The organism is Streptomyces inusitatus, from assembly GCF_014651115.1.
GTDB classification, from domain to species: domain Bacteria; phylum Actinomycetota; class Actinomycetes; order Streptomycetales; family Streptomycetaceae; genus Streptomyces; species Streptomyces amakusaensis.
In genome coordinates, this window is the sequence record NZ_BMWG01000007.1 from 249,125 (window position 1) to 270,776 (window position 21,652).

Sequence of the window (21,652 nt, forward strand, 5' to 3'; positions counted from 1 at the left end):
GGCCGGCAGAGTCCGGCTCGCCGGATTCAATGTGGCATGGCCCTGTCATGCACACAAGGGTGCATGGAATCATCGGTTCCGCTCGCCGTCCGCGGGGAAACCCCTACCGTCCGATCACCGGGTAGTGGTCGGAGAGATGGGTGTACGTACGGGTCCGCCCCCAGGCGGAGACCGTCCACGGCGCGCTCCGCTCCTCGATCACCTCATTGGCCCAGCCCGCCGGCCTCGCGTGCCCGGCGCGGTGCAGGACGTAGTCGAGATCCTCGCGGGGATCCTCCGGATAGCGCTCGGCGGCGATCGAGTTCCGCGCGGTGTCGAAGGAGTACGGGTGCCCGGTGCGGGCGTCCGCCCCGGCCAGCCCCGCGTCCGCGAGCATCGAGGCGTACTCCGCGCTCCGCGAGTCCACATTCAGATCGCCCGCCACCACCACCTGTTCGGACGCGGGTATCGCCTTGCGGTCGAGGAAGGAGTCCAGCTCGCGGAATTGCCGGGCCCGCACCCGGGCCGCCTCGCCCGCGCGGCAGCCCGGGTCGGTGGACTGAGCGTGGGTGCCCACCACATGCGCCCGGACCCCGTTCACATCGAGCACCGCGTACACGAAGCCCTTGTTCGACCACCAGTCCGAGCCGCAGCCGTCCCGGTAGACGTACTGCTCCCGGCGGACGACGGGCCACTTGCTCAGCACCGTCACCCCGCCGTCCTCCGGCGTCAGGGCGGAGTACGCACCGCCGGTGTCGTCCCAGCCCGAGGTGGACCGGCCCAGCACCGGCGTCTGATGCGGATAGCGGTCGGCCGCGTGCCGCTTGAGCGCGTCCGACGAGGAGTTGTCGAAGGCCTCCTGGAGCACTACCACGTCATGGCCCTGGAAGAAGGGCGCGGCGGGGATCGCGGACGCCCGGTGGTCCTGCCCCCAGTGGGGGGAGACGGTCCTGGAGAACAGGAAGGCGTTGTACGACAGCACCGAGAGCCCCGGCGTACGGCCCTCCGCCGGAGCGGGGGCGGAGGCGGGGGCGGAGGCGGCGGCCGGGACCGCCGACCCGGCGAAGGCGGTCGCGGCGAGCGCCACGGCCAGGGCGGGGGCGGTGAACCGGCGGAGCGAGGGTCGCCGCATGAGGACTCCTGACGTCGAGGAGGGGGTGAACGGCCATCAAAGCAGCACCAGTTACCGTCGGGTAATACCCAGGTGTCCGGAATCTTGCCCGCACATCACGATCCGTCCCGCGCCGCCCGCCCCACCGCGCACCGCGGTCCTCCCGCCCCCTGTCGCCGCGTCACCACCGGGGAGTACGGTCCGCCCATGCCGATAGGTGCGCGGGTCACCCGCTTGACGTACAGATCGCTCGTGGCGGCGGCCTCGGCCGCCCTGATGTCCATGCTCCTCTCGCCGCCCGGCGCGCAGGCCGCCCCGGGACCGCTGCGGAGCGAGCCCGTCCACTCGTACGAGAACGCGATCCGCGAGTCCGTCTGGGTGGACACCCGGCTCGACGGCGACGGCGACGGACGGGGAGACCGGGTGGCCGTCGACATCGTCCGGCCCCGGGAGCCCGCGAGCCAGGGCCGGCGGATCCCGGTCATCATGGACGCCAGCCCCTACTACGCCTGCTGCGGCCGGGGCAACGAGAGCCAGCGCAAGACGTACGACGCCCGCGGGAACCCGGTCCTCTTACCCCTGCACTACGACAACTACTTCGTCCCGCGCGGCTATGCCTTCGCCGCCGTCGACCTCGCCGGAACCAACCGCTCCGACGGCTGCGCCGATGTCGGGGGCCGCTCCGACATTCAGTCCGCCAAGGCCGTGGTCGACTGGCTGGGAGGCCGCGCCAAGGGCTACACCAGCCGTACCGGCGACGAGCGCGCCCGGGCCTCCTGGAGCAACGGCGACACCGGGATGATCGGCAAGAGCTACGACGGGACCATCGCCAACGGCGTCGCCGCCACCGGTGTCGAGGGCCTGAGGACCATCGTCCCGATCGGCGCGATCTCCTCCTGGTACGACTACTACTTCGCCCAGGGCGCGCCGCTCTTCGGCTCGGGACCCGACTGGCTCTCCCGCTACGTCGGCAGCCCCGGCGCCCGCGAGCGCTGCGGGGCCGTGCGGCAGCGGCTGATCGACGGCGCTCCGCGCAGCGGCGATCTGACCCGGCTGTGGCAGGAGCGCGACCATGTGCCCGACGCCGACCGGGTGAGGGCCAGCGTCTTCGCCGTCCACGGCATGCAGGACCTCAATGTCCGCGCCAAGCACTTCGGACAGTGGTGGGACGCGCTCGCCGACGCGGGCGTGGAGCGGAAGGTCTGGCTCTCCCAGGCCGGCCATGTCGACCCCTTCGACTTCCGGCGCGCCGAGTGGGTGGACACCCTGCACCGCTGGTTCGACCACTATCTCCTCGGCTACGACAACGGCGTCGAGGACGAACCCATGGCCGACATCGAGCGCGCACCCGACCGCTGGTCCACGGACCGTCACTGGCCGCCGCGCGCCACCGCCGTCACCACCGTGAGCCCCGGCGAGGGCACGGTCCCGGGCGTCGGCACCCTCTCGCCGAAGCCCGCCCGCCCCGGCGCGGCCGAGACCTTCACCGACGACCGGAGCCTGGACGAGATCGACTGGGCCTCCGCCGTCGACCGCCCGACCCCGGCCAAGGCCGGCTTCGTCACCGGCCCCCTCACACATGATCTGCGGCTCTCCGGATCCTCCGCGGTGAAGGTCACCGTCACCCCGAACACCGAGACCGCCCATCTCTCGGCGGTCCTCGTCGACCTAGGACCGGCTGTCATCCGCGACTACGCGGCGTCCGGCGAGGGCATCACCACCCTTCCCGAGCGCACCTGCTGGGGGGCGAGCGCCCCCGGCGACAGCTCCTGCTACAAGGAGACGAAGGCCCGCACCAAGGCCGTCGACCTCACCGTCTTCAGCCGGGGCTGGGCCGATCTCGGCACCTACGCCGACGCGGGCAGGGGCCGTCCGCTGACCCCCGGCAAGGCGCACTCCATCACCCTCGACCTGCACGCCGCCGACCATGTGGTCCCGGCAGGCCACCGGCTGGCGCTGATCCTCGCGGGCACCGACCGGGATCTGATCGAACCTCCGGCGAGCACCCCGACGCTCACCGTCGACCTCGCGCGCACCTCGGCGAGGCTGCCGGTCGTCGGCGGCGCGCCCGCCTTCGCCCGCGCCGCCGGACCCTCGGCCGCCGCCCCCGCCGGGGACGGGGCCGGGCTCGAAGGCGTCGCCGGTCCGCGCCCGCTCCGGCCGGTCCCGGGAGGCGAGGCCCGATGAAGCGGCGCGACCGCGCGGTCGCGGTCACCGCGCTGGCCGCCGCGCTCGCGGCGCCCCTGATCACCGCCCCCGCCCAGGCCACCCACAGTCCGCCGCGCACCGGTTTCGAGCGGAGCGAAGGGGCCCGCTGGACCAGCGAGGCCGAGGAGCGGGACTTCCTCGCCTCCGTCGACCACGCGAGCGACCGGGTCTCGGTCTCCCGGATCGGCACCACCCGGCAGGGTCGGCCGATCCGGCTCGTCAGCGTCGGAAACCCGCGGGCCGCCGTCTCCGTACTGCTGGTCTGCTCCCAGCACGGCGACGAGCCCGCCGGCCGGGACGCCTGTCTGACCACCGTCCGCGACCTCGCCTTCGACCGGGACCGCGACACCCGCCGACTGCTGGAGCACACCCGGGTGCTGGTCGTCCCCACCGCCAACCCGGACGGACGGGCCGCCGACAGCCGGGGCAACTCCGACGGCGTCGACATCAACCGCGACCATCTCGCGCTCAGGACCGCCGAGGGGCGGGCGCTGGCCTTCGCCGTCCGGGACCGGCGGCCGGACGTCGTCTACGACCTGCACGAGTACGGCGCGACCCCGCCGTACTACGACAAGCAGCTGTTCGACCTGTGGCCGCGCAATCTCAACACCCACCCCGAGGTGCACCACGAGTCGAAGACCCTCTCCGGGCGGTACGTCCGCGCGGCGGCGCGCGAGGAGGGCTACACCACCGGCACGTACGGCATCTGGACCGACCCGGAGACCGGGGACCCGATCCGCCAGGTCGCGGGCGACGGTCAGGAGCGCATCCTGCGCAACGCCTCGGGGGTCAAGAGCATGATCGGACTGCTGGTGGAGAGCCGGGTCGACCCGCTGACCGAGGAGGAGAAGGCGGACGAGGCGCTGAACAACCGGCGCAGGGTCGGCAGTCAGCTCATCGCGGTGGACGGGCTGCTCACCTTCGCGCGGGAGCGGCGCGCCGAGATCGCCGGGGCGACCTCGGCGGCCCGGCTGGAGGGGCTGCGGGACCGGGGCCCGGTCCATCTCGGCGGCGCGGACAACGATCCGGCGGGCCCCGGCGAGATCCTCGCGGACCCGCCCTGCGGCTATCGGCTGGACGCCGCGCAGTACGAGCGGGTCCGGGACGAGCTGGCGCTGCACGGAGTCGTGTCCAGGCCCGACGGCGACGGGGTGTTCGTGCCCCTGCGCCAGTCGCGGCGGAAGCTGATTCCGCTGCTGCTGGACTCCCGGGCGACATTCCATCTCACAAAGGGACATCCCATTACCGCCTGTTGACCCCGGTCATGTGCATTACCTGTGGTAGGGGGTAGCGGGAGCACAAAGCAGTTCGTTCCGCGCAAACCCTGAAAGGCGCCACTCGTGTCGCACGAAAAAGGACCGGACGACCGGGGAGCGAGGCCCGAGAAGGCCGAACTCCCCGGTCATCCCCAGGAGACCGGGCACCCTTCGACGGACCGCGTGGTCTTCGGAGTCACCGCCGTTCTCACCCTGGCCTTCGTGGTCTGGGGATCGATCGCCACCGACGCGCTGCAGGACATCTCCAGCGCCATGCTGAACGGGCTCATCCACAACGGCGGCTGGGCCTTCGTGCTCGGCGCCTCCGGCTTCGTGGTCTTCGCCCTCTGGCTCGCCGTCAGCCGCTACGGCAAGATCCCGCTCGGCCAGGAGGGCGAGGGGCCCGAGTTCCGCACGGTCTCCTGGGTCGCCATGATGTTCAGCGCCGGCATGGGCATCGGACTGATGTTCTACGGGGTGAGTGAGCCGCTCGCGCACTTCATCTCCCCGCCGCCGGGGACCGACCCCCAGGACGCGGGGGACAAGATGGAGATCGCCATGGCGACCACCCTCTTCCACTGGACGCTCCACCCCTGGGCGATCTACGCCGTCGTCGGGCTCGCCATCGCCTACAGCACCTTCCGCCGCCGCAGGCGGCAGACGATCAGCGCCGTCTTCGAGCCGCTGATCGGCGAACGCCACGCGCACGGCGGAGTCGGCCGCTTCATCGACATCCTGGCGATCTTCGCCACCCTCTTCGGCTCCGCCGCCTCGCTCGGCCTCGGCGCGCTCCAGATCAGCAGCGGGTTCAATGAACTCGGCTGGATGGAGAAGACCGGCACCGGACTGCTCGTGGGCATCATCGCGGTGCTCACCGTCGCCTTCGTGGTCTCCGCCGTCTCCGGGGTCGAGAAGGGCATCCAGTGGCTCTCCAACACCAATATGGTGCTGGCGCTGGTGCTGGCCCTGTTCGTCTTCGTCGCCGGACCCACCATCATCGTCCTCGATCTGCTCCCCACCTCGATCGCCTCCTACTTCGGCGAACTCCCGCAGCTCGCCGGGCGCACCGAGGCGACCGGCGGCGAGGGCGTGGCCGACTGGCTGGGGAGCTGGACCGTCTTCTACTGGGCCTGGTGGATCTCCTGGACGCCCTTCGTCGGCATGTTCATCGCGCGGATCAGCCGGGGCCGGACGATCCGTCAGTTCGTCGGCGGAGTCATCCTGGTGCCCAGCACGGTCAGCCTGGTCTGGTTCGCGGTCTTCGGCGGGGCCGCGATGACCCTCCAGAACGACGGCCGGCTCGGCGACAAGGCGACGCCCGAGGGCCAGCTCTTCGCGGTGCTCCAGCAGTTCCCGATCCCCACCACGATGAGCCTGCTGGTGATGGTCCTGGTCGGCATCTTCTTCGTCTCCGGCGCTGACGCCGCCTCGGTGGTGATGGGCACCCTCTCCCAGAAGGGCACCTTCGAGCCCTCCCGGATGGTCGTCGTCTTCTGGGGCGTGGTGACCGGCGCGGTCGCGGCGATCATGCTCCTCATCGGCAACGGCACCGGCGACGCCCTGGCGGGCCTCCAGAATCTGACGATCCTCGTGGCCGCCCCCTTCGTCGTCGTGATGGTGGGCATGTGCGTGGCCCTGATGCGCGATCTGCGCCACGATCCGCTGATCGTGCGCGGCGAGATGGGCACCGAGATGGTCGAGTCGGCGGTGATCGCGGGCCATGAGAAGTACGACGGCGGCTTCGAGATCCGCATCGGCCCCGGCGACGGCCCTGCGGACGGCCGGGACCCGGTGGGCCCGAAGTAGCCGTAGCCGTACCGAAGCGGCCGTACGGAACCGGCGGGCCGGGCCCGCCGGTTCCGTACCCCCCTCTCGAAGCGCGCGGCGGTGCTACGGGGTACGGGTCAGCCGCCCGGCACCAGGGCGGCCGCCGCCCGGGCGCAGCCCCACGCCACCGTGACGCCCGCGCCTCCGTGGCCGTAGTTGTGGACCAGCGTCCCGCCGCCCGGCAGGGTCTCCCGCTCGATACGGACCCCGGCCGCCCGGGCCGGGCGCAGCCCCACCCGATGGGCCAGGATCCGGGCCCCGGCCACCTCGGGGCGTATCCGGGCGCAGCGCGCCACGATCGCCTCCGCCGTCGCGGGCACCGGCTCCGTGCCCCAGTCGCCGTCCTCCGCCGTACCGCCCAGGATCAGCCGGCCCGGCTGCGGCAGCAGATACGTCGTACGCGACGACTCCCCGTCCGCCACGACGAACCATGTCTCCACGCCCGGGTTCTCCACCACCACAAGCTGACCCCGCACCGGCCGCACCCCCTCGTCCGGGGCCAGCTCCCGCGCGCCGAGCCCGGCGCAGTTGACCACCGTCCCCGCCGCACCCGCGGCCGTGGCCGCTTCGACGGCCTCGGCCGGTGAACGCACCGCGCGCAGCTCCACCGAGCCGCCCGCCGCCTCCAGCCGCCGCCGCAGCCACCCCAGGTGAGCAGGCATGTCAACCAGCGGCACCCGCGCCCGTACCCCCTCCGTGTGTCCGCCGGGCAGCTCATCGGGGCGAGCCGCGCGCAAGCCCGCCACCTGCGCCGACCACGCCCCCAGCGCGGTGGGCGACTGCCCGGCCAGCACTCCCGGGACCAGCCGTACGCCCGTCTCGTCCGGCCGCCGCGAGAACTCCTCGTACACCCGCAGGGTCGTCGCCGCCCAGTCGGCGACCTGCTCCTTCGGCTCGATCCGGTACGGCCACCACAGCCCGCCCGCCACCGCCGACGTCGTCCGCTCCGCCTCCTCCCGGGTCCAGACGCGCACCCGCAGACCGCGTTCCGCCAGCACCACGGCGGTCGTCAGCCCGCTGACCCCGCCCCCCACCACGATCACATCGCCGCTCATACGGCGACCGTAGCGAAGCGGCACCCCGCCCCGGCACCGCCGGCGGCCGGGGATACTCGGCACATGTCTGCCGAGTACGCGACCTTCGGGCTGGCGCCGGTGATGCGGACCGGGGGAGTCCTGTCGGACGGCGCTCAGCCCGCGCACCGGGATTTCATGGACTTCATCGTCGACGGGCGGCCCCTGCTCCTGCTGCTCAGCGACTCCGGCGCGGTCTCCCCGCTCGCGGCCGACGTCCGCCCGGTGATCCTCACCGACCGGGTGCCCGCCCTGCTGCTGGAACGGCCCGCTCCGCCGGGCGGCGGACGATGCCCTCTCTACGGCTGCCCCGAGTGCCGGTCGCTGGAGTGCGGCATGGTCACCGCCGTCGTCGAACGGGCCGGGCCGGACGTCATCTGGCGCGATTTCGCCTGGCAGACCTCCCTCCACCCCGACCCGGACCCCGACGGCTACCCCGGAACGGGCCCCTTCCGCTTCCGCGGCGACCTCTACCGCGCCGCCCTGAGACCCCTGACCGACGGCAGCGCCACCGGCAGACAGCCGATTCCCCCGGAGGGGCGAGGTCTTCCGCGCACGGAGGGGTGGGCGAGCCGCGCTTGAGACGGCTCGCCCACCCGCCGGCCCCCGGGGCCGGTGCGTCAGGAGGCGGGCTGCTCTCCGGCGGCTTCGTGGATCCGGGCGCGGGCGGTGTCGGCCTGTTCCTGGATGCGCTGCTCCACATGGGCGGGGACGCCCTGGTCGTGGAAGTGGGTGACGAGGCTGTCGAGGGTGGCGTCGGCGCGTTCGAGGTCGCCGGCCTTGGCGTGGACGGTGGCGAGGCGGCGGAAGGCGGCGTTGAGGGTGAGGTTGTCGAGGCCGGTGTCGGGGTCGGCGCTGGAGGTGGTGATCGCCTCGGTGAGCTGGGTGACCGATTCGGCGATGTCCGGCTGCCGGACCTGGAGGCGGCCGTCGCCGATGGTCTGGAAGTGGCGTCCGGCGTTGGCGCCCCGCGCGAGGCGGGCGTACGCCGTGAGCGGGTGGTCGCCGTGACGCTCGATCACTTCCTGGAGGGCGTCATTGCCGCTGGTGAGGTGGGGTGCGTCGGAGCCGAGGAAGGCGAGAAGGGTGCCCTGGTCGTCGCCGGTGAGAAGCTCGCCGACTTCCTGGTCGGCGCGGTCGAGGGGGGTACGGACCCGGATGGTCCGGGTGGGCGAGACCGTACGGGCGCCGTCGAGGCCGGTGTGGACGGCGGTGACCTGGTAGGTGCCGGGCTCGGCGAAGTAGAGGCCGTCGCTGCCGTAGCCGAGATAGGCGGTCTCGTAGACGGCGGGGTTCGCCTCGGTGAGGGTGACGGTCCGCTCCTGGGGTCCGTGTCCGGAGCAGGAGCGCGCGATGGGACGGAAGGCCCGGATGCGGCCATAGGGGTCGGTGATCACGATCGTGGTGCGCTCGGCCTTCGGGCCGATCGCCGCGGCCACGGTCACGTCCCCGGTCACCCCGGTGCGGGAGAGACGGAGTTCGGCCATGACGGGTTCGCCGTAGCCGAAGTACTGCTTTCCGCCCAGGGAGAGGGTCAGGCCGGGGTCCTCGGGGGCACCGGGCAGGACGAGAGCCTCAGGGGAGGGGGCGGGGTTGACGAGGGCGGAGTTCGCGGCGAAGTCACTGCCGCCGGGCACGATGTGGCGGTAGAAGCCGTGGCGGAGGTGGCGCAGTTCGTCGTCGGTGAAGGAGAGGGGGAAGTCCTGCCAGAAGTGCCCGGCCTCGGCGCGGGCGCCGTTGGCGTAGTACGACGGGTAGTTCATCCAGGAGAGATCGGCGTAGCCGTTGTTCGAGCCCAGCGGGGCCGGGGGTGTCCCGAGGTGCTTCTGCCAGGAGTGCAGCAGATTGAAGACGTGTCCTAGTTCATGCACATAGGCGAACATCTCGACGGCGCCGCCGATGCTGTTGTTGTCCCGCAGGTTGTGGTTGAAGATGGCCATGCCCTGACGGTGGCTGCCCGTGGCATCGAACATGATTCCGGCCGCGTCGTAGACGTCGGAGCTCCGGCTGGTGACGAAGGCCCAGATCTTCCACTGCTCCACATCGCGGTGAAGGCTGAAGTTGGCGGTCATGGCGGCGTGCAGCTCGGCGATGGACCACTGGAGATCGGCGCCGGAGGTGTTGGCCACCGTGTTGACCTGGCCCGCGTTCTTCAGCTCGATTCCGGCCTCGGCGTAGGCGGAGGCGACGGTCACCACCCGGTTGCGGTAGCCGCGCGGCCCCTGGTGGCGTGAGGTGTCATAGCTCTGGAAGACGGTCTCTCCCGCGATGGCATCGGTCTCCAGCTCGACCGACCGCAGCGCCGGGCCCACGTAGTTGCAGCTGAAGTATGTCTGGGCGCCGCCGGGCGCGTCGAAGATGATGACGGAGTTGCCGCTGCCGCTGTTCACGGCGAGCCGGGGGAGCGTGAGGGTGAGGTTGGTCAGGGGCGAGTTGTTCGCCCAGGACAGACCCGGCTGGTGGAGGAGGAAGCGGTTGGAGCTGGGTATGACGGTCAGCTCGGCGGTGGTGCGGAAGGAGTCGGTCCAGGTGTCGCCGGTGAAGAGATCGCCGCTGATCACGCCCAGTGGCCGCTCGCCCTCCAGGTCGACGCGGAGTTCGATCCGCTGGTTGCCGTTGGCGCCGGTCCAGCGGCCGGTGACCGGGCGGATGGGCGTGCGGTAGGGCTCGGGGAGCGCGGCCAGCCCGGGGACCCCGAGCCGGTCCAGTGCCCCGGAGGCCAGGACGCCGGTCTTCCAGTTCAGCAGAACGCCCTGGGTGCCCTTGATCAGCAGGCTCTGCCGGGTCCCGTCGGGCGCGGTCTTGTACGCCGCGACATGGTCCAGGTTCTCGCGGAAGTCCTGCGGCAGCGCCGCCCAGCCGGCGGCCCCCGAGGCGTCCGGGCCCTCGCTGATCAGCGCCTCGCGCACCACCCCGGTGGACCAGTTCAGGGTGAGGACCCGCCCGCCCTTGAAGAAATACGTCTGCCGTGTTCCGCCCGCCCCGTCGGGCGCCGGTAACAAGGCGTCTATCTGCGAGCGGTAGCCGGCCGGGAGCGCGGTGCCCCAGTTCCCCAGCGTGGTCCACGGCGCCTCGCCCAGGCTCCGCCCCTGCTCCCAGTCGTACCGCTCGACGCTGTCGCCCCAGAAGAACAGGCCCTGCAAGGACTCCCCGGGGCGGGACAGCAGCAGCGCGCAGTCGCTGTGCGCCAGCCGTGTGACGCCGTTCAGCTTCGGCACGATGGCGTTCATGTGCTCCCAGCTGACCAGCCGCTGCTCGCTGACCAGGGCGCCCTCGCCGCCCCGCCCGAACAGCAGCCGCCACTCGCCGCCCGCCGGATACGCCTGGACCCAGTTGTAGCCGGTTGTCTTGTACCGCATGAACCCCATGCCCCGTACTCCTCTCAGAGAAGGTGAAAGCGGACCCGCCCCGGGCAGGGGGAAGCAGCCCCCCTCCCGGGCGGCGGGTAAAGAAACGGTTCTGCCGAGCGCTGCACAGCAGACCACACCCCATCCGCACCGGAAATCGAACAGAGAGTGCATTGCTGTCGCACAGAGACGGAATGGCTCATACCTCCCGGATGCCGGGAGGTCCGCGCTCCCGGGGGCTCGGAGTGAGCCCTCCACCACAGCCCCGCCCGCTCCGGAAGAACGACCTGAACCCATTCCCTGAAACCAGCGGCCCCCGCCGCACACCGAGCCACACCCGCCCACCCGGCACCAGCCGAGACCCCGAACGCCCCGGCCCCCACCCGGGCGGACGACACCGCTTCGAAAACCCTCCCTTAGGATCGGGAGTCTGATGACTGCCACCCTCGTCGCCAAGGATCTCGCCGCAGGCCACGGCGACCGCTCGCTCTTCACCGGCCTCGATCTCGTCGTCGCGCCCGGCGATGTGATCGGTCTCGTCGGCGTCAACGGAGCCGGGAAATCCACCCTGCTCCGGCTGCTCGCCGGGCTCGACCGCCCCGAGCACGGAGAGCTGAGGCTCTCGCCGCCCGCCGCGACCGTCGGCCACCTCCCGCAGGAGCCCGAGCGCCGCGCGGGCGAGAGCGTACGGGAGTTCCTCGCCCGCCGCACCGGCGTCGCCGCCGCCCAGACCGCCATGGACGAGGCGACCACCGCCCTGGTCGAGGGCGCGCCCGGCGCGGACGACGCCTACGCCACCAGCCTGGAGCGCTGGCTCGCGCTCGGCGGCGCTGACCTGGACGAGCGCGCCGAGGACACCGCCGCCACGCTCGGACTCACCGTCGGCCTCGATCTGCCGATGACCGCGCTCTCCGGCGGCCAGGCCGCCCGCGCGGGCCTCGCCTCCCTGCTGCTCTCCCGCTACGACCTCTTCCTCCTGGACGAGCCCACCAACGACCTCGACCTCGACGGCCTGGACCGGCTGGAGAGCTATGTGCGCGGACTGCGCGCCGGGACCGTCGTCGTCAGCCACGACCGAGAGTTCCTCACCCGCACGGTCACCAAGGTCCTCGAACTCGACCTCGCCCAGCAGCAGGTCACCCTCTTCGGCGGCGGATACACCGCCTATCTGGAGGAGCGGGAGACCGCCAAGCGGCACGCCCGCGAGGAGTACGAGGAGTACGCCGACAAGAAGTCCGCGCTGGAGGGCCGCGCCCAGATGCAGCGCGGCTGGATGGACAAGGGCGTCAAGAACGCCCGCCGCAAGGCGGGCGACAACGACAAACTGGGCCGTAAATTCCGCAGCGAGGCCAGCGAGAAGCAGGCCGCCAAGGCCCGCCAGACCCAGCGCATGATCGAGCGCCTCGACACCGTGGACGAGCCCCGCAAGGAGTGGGAGCTGCGGATGGAGATCGCCGCCGCCCCCCGCTCGGGCTCCGTCGTCGCCACACTCCGCGAGGCCGCCGTGCGGCGCGGCGGCTTCGCCTTCGGACCCGCCTCGCTCCAGATCGACTGGGCCGACCGCGTCGCCATCACCGGAGCCAACGGCTCCGGCAAGTCCACCCTGCTCGCCGCCCTGCTGGGCCGGCTCCCCCTGGACTCGGGCTCGGCCCACCTCGGCCCGGGTGTCGTCGTCGGCGAGGTCGACCAGGCCCGGGGCCTCTTCCACGGCCCCCAGACCCTGCTGGACGCCTTCTGCGCCGCCGTCCCCGACACCGAGCCGGCGGAGGTGCGCACCCTGCTGGCCAAGTTCGGGCTGAAGGCGGCCCATGTGCTGCGCCCGGCGACCACGCTCTCCCCGGGGGAGCGCACCCGGGCCGCGCTCGCGCTGCTCCAGGGCCGGGGCGTCAACCTCCTCGTACTGGACGAGCCCACCAACCACCTCGACCTCGTCGCGATCGAACAGCTTGAGTCGGCGCTCGACTCGTACGACGGCACCCTGCTGCTGGTGACCCACGACCGCCGGATGCTGGAGGCGGTGCGCACCACCCGCCGTATCCAGGTGACGGACGGAAGGATCACCGAGAGCTGAGACGGCGGGGGGGGGGCGGGGGCGCCCCCCCCCCCCCGGCCCCCCCCCTGTTCGCCCCCCCGCCCCCCCCCGCGGGGGGCACCCCCCCCCGCCCGGGGCCCTCCGCCCCCCGCGGCGCAGCGCGTCGGCCATCGCGCTGTTCGCCGGGGGCGGCCCCTGCCGCTCGCCGCGCCCGCCGCCCTGGCGCTCACCGCCGCGTCCGCCACCGCCGCCGTCCTGCCGGCCGCGCTGCCGCTGTTGCTGCTGCTGCGGACGGCCGCCGCCGCGCTCCCGGCGGCCCCGGCCCGCCCCGCCGGCCTGCTCCGGGCCGTCGGCGGACTTCGGGGCCGCCTCGTCCTCCAGACGCAGTGTCAGCGAGATCCGCTTGCGCGGGATGTCGATGTCGAGAACCTTGACCTTCACCACGTCGCCCGGCTTCACCACATCGCGCGGATCCTTGATGAAGGTCCTGGACATGGCCGACACATGCACCAGACCGTCCTGGTGGACGCCGATGTCGACGAAGGCCCCGAAGGCCGCCACATTGGTGACCACCCCTTCGAGGACCATCCCGGAGGAGAGATCGCCGATCTTCTCGACGCCCTCCTTGAAGGTCGCCGTCCGGAAGGCGGGCCTCGGGTCGCGCCCCGGCTTCTCCAGCTCCCGCAGGATGTCCGTCACGGTCGGCAGACCGAAGGACTCGTCCACGAACTCGCCCGGCCGCAGCGACCGCAGCACCCCGGCGTTGCCGATCAGCGAGGCGACCTCGCCGCCCGCCGTCCGCGCCATCCGGCGCACCACCGGATACGCCTCCGGGTGCACGCTGGAGGCGTCCAGCGGGTCCTCGCCGTCCCGGATCCGCAGAAAGCCCGCGCACTGCTCGTACGCCTTGGGGCCGAGCCTGGCCACCTTCTTGAGCGCCTTGCGGGAGTGGAAGGGCCCGTTGGCGTCCCGGTGGGCCACGATGTTCTCGGCGAGCCCGGCGCTGATGCCGGAGACCCGCGACAGCAGGGGCGCGGAAGCGGTGTTGACGTCGACCCCCACGCCGTTCACACAGTCCTCGACCACCGCGTCCAGCGAGCGCGAGAGCTTCACCTCGGCCAGGTCGTGCTGGTACTGACCCACCCCGATCGACTTGGGGTCGATCTTCACCAGCTCCGCCAGCGGGTCCTGGAGCCTGCGCGCGATGGAGACCGCCCCGCGCAGCGACACATCCAGCTCCGGCAGCTCCTGCGAGGCGAAGGCGGAGGCCGAGTACACCGACGCGCCCGCCTCCGAGACCATCACCTTGGTGAGGTTCAGCTCCGGATGGCGGGAGATCAGCTCACCGGCGAGCCTGTCGGTCTCGCGCGAGGCCGTGCCGTTGCCGATGGCGACCAGATCGACCGAGTGCTCCTTCGCGAGCCGGGCCAGCTTCGCCAGCGACTCGTCCCACCGGTTCGCCGGCACATGCGGGTGGATGGTGTCCGTGGCGACGACCTTGCCGGTCGCGTCGACGACGGCGACCTTCACCCCGGTACGGAAACCGGGGTCGAGGCCGAGCGTGGCACGGGTGCCGGCGGGCGCGGCGAGCAGCAGATCCCGCAGATTGGCCGCGAAGACCCGTACCGCCTCGTCCTCGGCCGCCGTGCGCAGCCGCAGCCGCAGATCGATGCCGAGATGCACCAGGATCCTGGTCCGCCAGGCCCAGCGGACCGTGTCCGCCAGCCACTTGTCGCCCGGGCGGCCCCGGTCGGCCACACCGAAGCGGCGGGCCACCATGGACTCGTACGCCGAAGGGCCGTCCACGGCCTCCTCCGGTTCGAGGGCCAGATCGAGGACATCCTCCTTCTCGCCCCTGAGCATGGCGAGCACCCGGTGGGAGGGCAGCTCGGTGAACGGCTCGGCGAAATCGAAGTAGTCGGCGAACTTCGCCCCCGCCTCCTCCCTGCCCTCGCGGACCTTCGCGGCGACCCGGCCGCGCGTCCACATGCGCTCGCGCAGCTCGCCGATCAGGTCGGCGTCCTCCGAGAACCGCTCGGTGAGGATCGACCGCGCGCCCTCCAGGGCCGCCGCGCCGTCCGCGACACCCCGGTCCGCGTCCGCGAAGGCCGCGGCGGCGGTCAGCGGATCCGCCGACGGGTCGGTCAGCAGCCGGTCGGCCAGCGGTTCCAGCCCCGCCTCACGGGCGATCTGCGCCTTGGTCCGGCGCTTGGGCTTGAAGGGCAGATAGATGTCCTCCAGGCGCGCCTTGGTGTCGGCGGCCAGGATCCGCGCCTCCAGCGTCCCGTCCAGCTTGCCCTGCTCGCGCACGGACTGAAGGATCGCGGTCCGCCGGTCCTCCAGCTCCCGCAGATAGCGCAGCCGCTCCTCCAGCGTGCGCAGCTGCGCGTCGTCGAGCGTCTCGGTCGCCTCTTTGCGGTAACGCGCGATGAACGGCACGGTCGAACCGCCGTCGAGCAAGTCGACGGCCGCCCTGACCTGACGCTCCCGTACGCCGAGTTCCTCGGCGATCCTGCCTTCGATGGACGTCGTCACGTTTCCCCGACTCGCCTTCTCCTGCTGGCTGTGCTTGAGACTGCATTGTGCCGGGTGCGCGGTGAAGATGTCGCCTTTAGGCCGTGTCCTCGAAGCCCCCGGAGCAGGCCCCGGGCCCGTCGGCGCCGTGGGGCCCTACGGTTTCTCCTGTACTACCGGCCCCAACCGGCCTTTTCCATACCGCGGTCACCGCGGTCACCGTCATCGAAGGGGAGACACCGTGCGTATCGCCGTACTGCTCTACGACCGCTTCACCACCCTCGACGCCGTCGGCCCCTATGAACTCCTCGGCCGGATACCCGGTGCCGAGACCGTCTTCGTCGCCGGGGAGGCCGGACCGGTCCGCAATGACCAGGGCTCGCTCACGCTGGTCGCCGACCGGAGCCTCGCCGAGGTGCCGGACCCCGACATCGTGCTGGTGCCGGGCGGCCCGGGCTCGGACGCGGCCGGGCGCGACCCGGAGATTCTCGACTGGCTGCGCACCGCCGACGCCACCAGCACCTGGACCACCTCGGTGTGCACCGGCTCGCTGGTGCTCGCCGGGGCCGGACTCCTCACCGGCCGCAGGGCCACCACGCACTGGCTCGCCATGGACGAGCTGACCCCGCTGGGCGCGGTGCCGACGCGCGAGCGGGTCGTCTTCGACGGGAAGTACGTCACCGCCGCCGGGGTCTCCGCCGGCATCGACATGGCGCTGCATCTGCTCGGCCGGATCGGCGGCGACGATCTCGCCCGGACCGTCCAGCTGCTCACCGAGTACGATCCGCACCCCCCGTACGACGCCGGATCCCCCGACAAGGCCCCGCCCGAGATCGTCGCCCACTGGCGGGCACAGCCTCGGAACACCCCCGACCAGGGCTGACCGCTCTCACTCCCACCAGGTGAAGCGAGGCGCGCGCCGCTCCAGGAAGGCGGCGACGCCCTCCGCGGTGTCGCCGCCCGGGGCGGCCTGCTCCGCCGCCCGGGCGGCCCAGTGGGCGTCCCGGCCCGGGCGGCCCGCCGCGAACTCCTTGGCCGCCGTCTGCGTCAGCGACGAGCGCCCGACGAGGACCGAGGTGAACGCGGCGACCCGCTCGTCCAGCCCGCCGGCGGGGAGCACCTCGTCCACCAGCCCGGTGCGCAGCGCCCGTGCCGTGTCGATCAACTCGGCCGAGAACAGCAGATATTTGGCCGTGGACGGCCCGGTCAGCGCGACCAGCCGGCGGGTGGCGGAGGCCGGATAGACGATTCCCAGCCTCGCCGGGGTGACCCCGAAGGACGCGCCCTCCTCCGCGAACCGCAGATCGCAGGCGGCGGCCAGCTGACAGCCGCCGCCCACGCAGTGGCCGCGCACCGCGGCGAGCGTCGGCCGGGGGAAGGCGGCGAGCGCCTCCTCGGCGCGCACCGCCAGCTCCTGCGGGGACTCGCCGGGCCCGTGCGGCCCCGGCAGCGAGGATATGTCCGCCCCGGCGCAGAACGTCGGCCCGTCGCCGGTGAGCACCAGGGCCCGTACGGCCCGGTTCCCGGCGAGCGAGTCGAGCAGCTCCGGCAGCGCCTTCCACATCCCGGTGGTCATCGCGTTGCGCCTGGCAGGGTTGCTGATCACGACCGTGGCGACGCCGTCGGCGACGGTGTGCGTCAGCCGCGGCGGGGATTCCGGCTGCTCCATGCGCCGGATGCTATCCCGCCCGCCCGGACTTACGATCAAGAAGGGGTACGAGGGGGGTGCGGCGAGGAGGAGACGATGGCCGATACCGTCCAGGGTCCCAAAGAGCTGAAGCGGGGCTTCGGCCTGCTGGCCGCCCTCGGAGTGATTCTCGTGATCGCGGGCGTGGTGGGGCTCGTGTACACGGGCTTCGCGACGCTCACCTCCATGCTCCTCTTCGGCTGGCTGCTGCTGATCGGCGGGGTCGTCGGCCTGGTCCAGGCGGTCCAGTCGCGCGGCAGCGAGTACTTCTGGCTGGCCGTGGTGGTCGCCGCCCTGAACATCGCGGCGGGCGTGGTCGTCATCCGCCACCCCGAGGGGTCGGCGGAGACACTGACCCTCTTCGCCGCGCTGCTCTTCCTGACCGGCGGGCTCTTCCGGCTGGTCGGCTCGCTGGTGGTGCGCGGGCCGCAGTTCGGCTGGACGCTCTTCCAGGGCGCTTTTCTGCTGCTGCTGGGGATCCTGGTGCTCGGCAACTGGCCGGAGAGCAGCCGGTACGTCCTGGGGCTCTTCTTCTCGCTGGCGCTGCTCTTCGACGGGCTCGGGCTGATCGCCATCGGCGTCGGCGGCCGCCGGATCGTCGGCGCGGTCACTGACCCGGGGCCGGGGCCGGGGTCCGGTCAGGGGCCGGGATCCGGTCCTGAGCCCGGCCCTGGAAGCGGTACGAGTGCTTCCGGTAATGCCCCGGGTGACCGGCCATAAGCAGTCGTACAACTGCCCCTGTCATACGCGCTCGGTCAGAAAACGCCGATTGCCACTGATTTCTGTTCAGTGCCCCGGTCCGGGGCGGCTCGCTGCCAACACTTGCTCCCCAAGAAGAAGCGGGGCAGTCGAGCCGAGGGTGGGTGCCGGATCCATGGAGAGCCGCGGGAGTGTCCCCGCCCGGCCACGGTCGTGCGAGGGGGTGTGGAGATTCACGGCCCCGGCGACCGAGGCGTCGGTGCCCAGGGCCCGGCACACCGTCCGGGATCTGCTGCGCCGCCAGGGTGTGCCGACGGGCGATCCCGTCGTCCACGGGCTGTTGCTGATCGTCTCGGAGCTGGTGACCAATGCCGTCCGGCACGCGGCCCCGCTCTCGCCCGAACTCTCCGTCGAGCTGGCCGTCCGGGCCGGCCGGATCAGGGTCTCCGTCGAGGACGACCACCCCTGCCGGCCCAGGGCGCTGGAGTCGGACTGCCGGCGGACCGGCGGACGCGGGCTGATGCTCGTACGGGAGATCACCCGCGAGGCGGGCGGCCGTCACCATGTCGAGCGGACCGCGCGGGGCGGCAAGGTCGTCTGGGCCGAGCTGCCACTGACCCCGGTGCCGCTGACCCCGGTGCCGCCGCCGGGAGCGGGCCCGGCGGCGGCACCGACGGCGTTCACCAGCCGCCGGCCGGGCCCGTCAGCTCCCTGATGGCGGGGCGCGCGGCGTCCAGCACGGTGTGGAACCAGGCGGAGAACGGGGCCGAGGCGTCGCGCTCGGCCAGCTCCGCCGGGGTCACGAAGGCCGTCTCCCCGACCTCCTCGGGATCCGGCCGGGGCGCGGTCCGCGTCAGTCCGACGAAGAGATGGTTGTACTCCTGCTCCACCAGGCCCGATGCCGGGTCCGGGTGGTTGTAGCGGACCGTGCCGGCCTCCGCGAGCAGCGAGGGCGACAGCCCCAGCTCCTCATGGGTGCGCCGGGCGGCGGCGGCGAAGGGAGCCTCGCCGGGGTAGGGATGGCCGCAGCAGGTGTTCGACCAGACGCCGGGGGAGTGGTACTTCCCCAGGGCGCGGCGCTGGAGCAGCAGCCGTCCCCGCTCGTCGAAGAGGAAGACCGAGAACGCCCGGTGCAGCAGCCCGGGGGCCTGGTGGGCGGTGAGCTTCTCCGCGGTGCCGATGGTGGTGCCGTGCTCGTCGACCAGTTCGAGCAGGATCTCCGGTGGCGCACCGGTGGCTCTCGACGCGCTGTCCGTCGACGGGCTGTCCGTGGCGGTGGCCGGTGAGGTCGGTGAGGTCGGCATAACCATCCTTCGCTGAGGTCCTCGCCCTGAGGGGCCTGCCCAGTCTGCCGTACAAAAGCGGCTTGTCCTCACTTCGAACGGCCGGGCATGTCCTCCCCGGGCGTCAGTGACAGAGACTGGCCTCGTGCTCCGCGTGGCCGGCGGGCTCCAGCTGGAAGGTGCAGTGCTCCACGTCGAAATGCGATCCTAGGCAGCCCTGAAGGTCGTGGAGCATCCTCTCGTGGCCCATGGAGTCGAGCACGCTCTGGCTCACCACCACATGCGCGGAGAGCACCGGCATCCCGGAAGTGATCGTCCAGGCGTGCAGATCGTGGACGTCCTCCACCCCGGGCAGTGCCACTATGTGCGCCCGTACCTCGTCCATGTCGACGTCCTTGGGCGCGATCTCCAGCAGTACGCGCAGCGTCTCGCGCAGCAGCTTGACCGTGCGCGGCACGATCATCAGCGCGATCAGCAGCGAGGCGATCGGGTCGGCCGCCTGCCAGCCGGTGGTGAGGATCACCGTCGCCGAGACCAGGACCGCGACCGAGCCCAGCGCGTCGTTCAGGACCTCCAGATAAGCGCCCCGCACATTGAGGCTGTCCTTCTGCCCGCGCATCAGCAGCGAGAGGGAGATCACATTGGCGATCAGGCCGATCAGGCCGAAGACGATCGTCAGCCCGCCCGCGGTCTCGGTGGGCGTGATGAACCGCTGGATCGCCTCGTACACCACATAGGTGCCGACGCCCAGCAGCAGCAGACAGTTGGCGAGCGCCGAGAGGATCTCGGCGCGGGCGAGGCCGAAGGTGCGGTTGGCGCTCGCCGGCCGGTTGGCGAAGTGGATGGCCAGCAGCGCCATGGCGAGGCCCACCGCGTCGGTGGCCATGTGGGCCGCGTCGGCGACCAGGGCGAGCGAACCGGTGACGAACCCGCCGACGATCTCCAGGACCATCACGCCCAGGGTGATCCCCAGGGCGATCCGCAGCCGCCCCCGGTAGGCCGCGGCGGCGGTGCCGGTCGGCGGCGGTCCTCCGTGTGTGTGTCCGTGGTCGTGCCCAGCCCCCATCGAAAACGCCTCCCAGTCGTCGGAGATCGGTCTGATTCCGACCTCAGTCAACTACGGGTGGGGGGTATGGGCAACACGGCACTGAACACCGTTGTCATATCGCCTGACCTGCGGAAACGATCCGCAGGTCGATCCGCAGGTCAGCGCGGTGCGAGATCATTTCGGACCTGCCGGGCGCGCCGCGGGGGACAGCCGCCGCGCACCCGGTCCGGTCATCCCGCGAAGGCCGGGACGGTCCGCCCGGGGAACACCCGGACGGTCTCTCCCGCGGCGGCCGGGAGGCTCATCGCGCGCGGGCCTCGGGGTGCCGCAGGCACCAGCCCTCCCACGCCGACTCGACCATCTCGCGCACCCCGCGCGAGGCCGTCCACCCCAGCTCCTCGCCGATCAGCCCGACCGAGGCCACCGCCTTCGCCGCGTCGCCCGGACGGCGCGGCTCGACCACCGGCTCCACCGCCCGCCCGGTGACCTCGCCCACCAGGGAGGCCAGCTCCCGCACCGAGACCCCCTCGCCGCGTCCGATGTTCACCGTCAGATCGCCCGGCGTCCGCTGCGCGGCGAGCCTGCGGGCCACCGCCAGATGAGCGTCGGCGAGATCCGCCACATGGATGTAGTCGCGGATGCAGGTGCCGTCCGGCGTCGGATAGTCGTCGCCGAAGATCCGCGGCGCCTCGCCCCGGGTGATCCGGTCGAAGAACATCGGGATGATGTTGAAGACCCCGATGTCCGACAGCTCGGGGGCGGCCGAGCCGGCCACATTGAAGTACCGCAGACACGCCGTCGACAGGGAGTGCGCCCGCCCGGCCGCCCGTACCAGCCACTCCCCGGCCAGCTTGGTCTCGCCGTAGGGGTTGATCGGGACGCAGGGGGCCGACTCCGGGATCAGATCCAGCTCGGGCACTCCGTACACGGCCGCCGAGGAGGAGAAGAGGAAGGTGCTCACCCCGGCCTTGACGACCGCCTCCAGCAGCACGGTCAGCCCGTGCACATTCTCCCGGTAGTACCGCAGCGGCTCCTCCACCGACTGCCCGACCTGCTTCTTGGCCGCGAGATGGATGACCCCCGTGATCTCGTGCTCCGCCAGGGTCCGGTCCAGCAGCTCCCGGTCCAGGACGGCCCCCCGTACCAGCGGAACCCCCTCGGGCAGTCGCTCGATCACGCCGGACGACAAGTCGTCCAGCACGACGACCGGCTCGCCGGCCTCCGTCATCGCCCGCGCCACATGCGCGCCGATGTATCCCGCTCCACCTGTTATCAGCCACGTCATACCGTCAGCCTATGGCCTGGCCCCCGGATCGCCCCGGGCCCGCGCCGATCATGAGCGCGGCCCCGGGCCCGCCCGGGATCGCGCCGTTCTCCCGGGGGGCGGGTTTGTGGGCCGGGGCACTGATCGACGATGATGATCTCCGACTGGGCCCCCGCCGGGGTTCCGTCACGGCGACCGGTGCCCGATCGGGGCGTAAACGGCCAGTGAACTCCCCTCTGAGCGCATCCGATAGCCTCTGCCGAAGCCTTGCCGACGTGCTGCCGCCCGAGTGACGGGCCGGGCCGTCGCGCACCCACACCCTCG

Annotated in this window: 15 protein-coding genes and 1 pseudogene; 8 read left to right on the forward strand and 8 right to left on the reverse strand. The window is 72.2% G+C overall.

Going from position 1 to position 21,652, the window contains the following annotated elements; genetic code table 11:
* Positions 1-103: 103 nt before the first annotated feature.
* Complete coding sequence (gene sph / locus IE247_RS14910; RefSeq protein ID WP_190123567.1) at positions 104-1,111, reverse strand: sphingomyelin phosphodiesterase; 1,008 nt, start codon at positions 1,109-1,111, stop codon at positions 104-106.
* 186 nt (positions 1,112-1,297) lie between these two features.
* Here sph and IE247_RS14915 point away from each other — a divergent pair, with 186 nt between their 5' ends.
* The 3 genes from IE247_RS14915 to IE247_RS14925 all read left to right on the forward strand — a co-directional run bounded on the left by IE247_RS14915 (position 1,298) and on the right by IE247_RS14925 (position 6,360).
* Positions 1,298-3,277, forward strand: coding sequence for a Xaa-Pro dipeptidyl-peptidase (locus IE247_RS14915; RefSeq protein ID WP_190123568.1), 1,980 nt, complete (start codon positions 1,298-1,300; stop codon positions 3,275-3,277).
* A complete protein-coding gene (locus IE247_RS14920) occupies positions 3,274-4,554 on the forward strand; it encodes a M14 family metallopeptidase (RefSeq protein ID WP_190123569.1) in 1,281 nt (426 codons plus the stop codon). Before IE247_RS14915 ends, IE247_RS14920 begins: the two co-directional genes overlap by 4 nt.
* Before the next feature lie 84 nt (positions 4,555-4,638).
* A complete protein-coding gene (locus IE247_RS14925) occupies positions 4,639-6,360 on the forward strand; it encodes a BCCT family transporter (RefSeq protein WP_190123570.1) in 1,722 nt (573 codons plus the stop codon).
* 98 nt (positions 6,361-6,458) lie between these two features.
* On the opposite strand, the gene IE247_RS14930 is transcribed toward IE247_RS14925, so the two are convergent.
* Positions 6,459-7,436, reverse strand: coding sequence for an FAD-dependent oxidoreductase (locus IE247_RS14930; RefSeq protein WP_190123571.1), 978 nt, complete (start codon positions 7,434-7,436; stop codon positions 6,459-6,461).
* A gap of 63 nt (positions 7,437-7,499) precedes the next feature.
* On the opposite strand from IE247_RS14930, the gene IE247_RS14935 reads away from it, so the two are divergent.
* A complete protein-coding gene (locus IE247_RS14935) occupies positions 7,500-8,036 on the forward strand; it encodes a hypothetical protein (RefSeq protein ID WP_190123572.1) in 537 nt (178 codons plus the stop codon).
* Between the two features lie 38 nt (positions 8,037-8,074).
* On the opposite strand, the gene IE247_RS14940 is transcribed toward IE247_RS14935, so the two are convergent.
* Positions 8,075-10,822 carry a tetratricopeptide repeat protein gene (locus tag IE247_RS14940; protein ID WP_190123573.1) on the reverse strand — a complete coding sequence of 916 codons (2,748 nt, stop codon included), beginning with the start codon at positions 10,820-10,822 and terminating at the stop codon, positions 8,075-8,077.
* A gap of 412 nt (positions 10,823-11,234) precedes the next feature.
* Here IE247_RS14940 and IE247_RS14945 point away from each other — a divergent pair, with 412 nt between their 5' ends.
* Positions 11,235-12,872: an ABC-F family ATP-binding cassette domain-containing protein gene (locus IE247_RS14945; RefSeq protein WP_190123611.1), complete on the forward strand. Its 1,638-nt coding sequence runs from the start codon at positions 11,235-11,237 to the stop codon at positions 12,870-12,872.
* Between the two features lie 81 nt (positions 12,873-12,953).
* Here the strand turns inward: IE247_RS14945 and IE247_RS14950 are convergent.
* Positions 12,954-15,368: pseudogene (locus tag IE247_RS14950) on the reverse strand (Tex family protein); the annotation flags it as partial.
* Between the two features lie 220 nt (positions 15,369-15,588).
* Here IE247_RS14950 and IE247_RS14955 point away from each other — a divergent pair.
* Positions 15,589-16,230: a DJ-1/PfpI family protein gene (locus IE247_RS14955; RefSeq protein ID WP_190123574.1), complete on the forward strand. Its 642-nt coding sequence runs from the start codon at positions 15,589-15,591 to the stop codon at positions 16,228-16,230.
* Between the two features lie 6 nt (positions 16,231-16,236).
* On the opposite strand, the gene IE247_RS14960 is transcribed toward IE247_RS14955, so the two are convergent.
* Positions 16,237-17,016 (reverse strand): enoyl-CoA hydratase/isomerase family protein, encoded by a 780-nt coding sequence (locus tag IE247_RS14960; RefSeq protein WP_190123575.1) that lies wholly within the window; start codon positions 17,014-17,016, stop codon positions 16,237-16,239.
* A gap of 75 nt (positions 17,017-17,091) precedes the next feature.
* Here IE247_RS14960 and IE247_RS14965 point away from each other — a divergent pair, with 75 nt between their 5' ends.
* Together IE247_RS14965 and IE247_RS14970 are read left to right on the forward strand one after the other, a co-directional pair.
* Positions 17,092-17,754 carry an HdeD family acid-resistance protein gene (locus tag IE247_RS14965; RefSeq protein WP_229869121.1) on the forward strand — a complete coding sequence of 221 codons (663 nt, stop codon included), beginning with the start codon at positions 17,092-17,094 and terminating at the stop codon, positions 17,752-17,754.
* Between the two features lie 154 nt (positions 17,755-17,908).
* Positions 17,909-18,448 (forward strand): ATP-binding protein, encoded by a 540-nt coding sequence (locus tag IE247_RS14970; RefSeq protein WP_190123576.1) that lies wholly within the window; start codon positions 17,909-17,911, stop codon positions 18,446-18,448.
* Here IE247_RS14970 and idi read toward each other — a convergent pair.
* From idi to galE, 3 genes are all read right to left on the reverse strand, one after another.
* Positions 18,414-19,037 (reverse strand): isopentenyl-diphosphate Delta-isomerase, encoded by a 624-nt coding sequence (gene idi / locus IE247_RS14975; RefSeq protein WP_229869122.1) that lies wholly within the window; start codon positions 19,035-19,037, stop codon positions 18,414-18,416. The two genes, IE247_RS14970 and idi, sit on opposite strands and share 35 nt — an antisense overlap.
* Positions 19,038-19,140: 103 nt before the next feature.
* Complete coding sequence (locus IE247_RS14980) at positions 19,141-20,082, reverse strand: cation diffusion facilitator family transporter (protein WP_190123577.1); 942 nt, start codon at positions 20,080-20,082, stop codon at positions 19,141-19,143.
* 283 nt (positions 20,083-20,365) lie between these two features.
* A complete protein-coding gene (gene galE / locus IE247_RS14985) occupies positions 20,366-21,349 on the reverse strand; it encodes a UDP-glucose 4-epimerase GalE (protein WP_190123578.1) in 984 nt (327 codons plus the stop codon).
* Between the last annotated feature and the right edge of the window lie 303 nt (positions 21,350-21,652).

What these genes read in the sequence shown, in the direction of transcription:
- IE247_RS14940 (WP_190123573.1), bottom strand. Translation starts at nt 10,822, where the DNA reads ATGGGGTTCATGCGGTACAAGACAACCGGCTACAACTGGGTCCAGGCG.
- galE (WP_190123578.1), bottom strand. Translation starts at nt 21,349, where the DNA reads ATGACGTGGCTGATAACAGGTGGAGCGGGATACATCGGCGCGCATGTG.
- idi (WP_229869122.1), bottom strand. Translation starts at nt 19,037, where the DNA reads ATGCCGACCTCACCGACCTCACCGGCCACCGCCACGGACAGCCCGTCG.
- IE247_RS14970 (WP_190123576.1), top strand. Translation starts at nt 17,909, where the DNA reads ATGGAGAGCCGCGGGAGTGTCCCCGCCCGGCCACGGTCGTGCGAGGGG.
- IE247_RS14930 (WP_190123571.1), bottom strand. Translation starts at nt 7,436, where the DNA reads ATGAGCGGCGATGTGATCGTGGTGGGGGGCGGGGTCAGCGGGCTGACG.
- IE247_RS14965 (WP_229869121.1), top strand. Translation starts at nt 17,092, where the DNA reads ATGGCCGATACCGTCCAGGGTCCCAAAGAGCTGAAGCGGGGCTTCGGC.
- IE247_RS14935 (WP_190123572.1), top strand. Translation starts at nt 7,500, where the DNA reads ATGTCTGCCGAGTACGCGACCTTCGGGCTGGCGCCGGTGATGCGGACC.
- sph (WP_190123567.1), bottom strand. Translation starts at nt 1,111, where the DNA reads ATGCGGCGACCCTCGCTCCGCCGGTTCACCGCCCCCGCCCTGGCCGTG.
- IE247_RS14945 (WP_190123611.1), top strand. Translation starts at nt 11,235, where the DNA reads ATGACTGCCACCCTCGTCGCCAAGGATCTCGCCGCAGGCCACGGCGAC.
- IE247_RS14980 (WP_190123577.1), bottom strand. Translation starts at nt 20,082, where the DNA reads ATGGGGGCTGGGCACGACCACGGACACACACACGGAGGACCGCCGCCG.
- IE247_RS14920 (WP_190123569.1), top strand. Translation starts at nt 3,274, where the DNA reads ATGAAGCGGCGCGACCGCGCGGTCGCGGTCACCGCGCTGGCCGCCGCG.
- IE247_RS14960 (WP_190123575.1), bottom strand. Translation starts at nt 17,016, where the DNA reads ATGGAGCAGCCGGAATCCCCGCCGCGGCTGACGCACACCGTCGCCGAC.
- IE247_RS14915 (WP_190123568.1), top strand. Translation starts at nt 1,298, where the DNA reads ATGCCGATAGGTGCGCGGGTCACCCGCTTGACGTACAGATCGCTCGTG.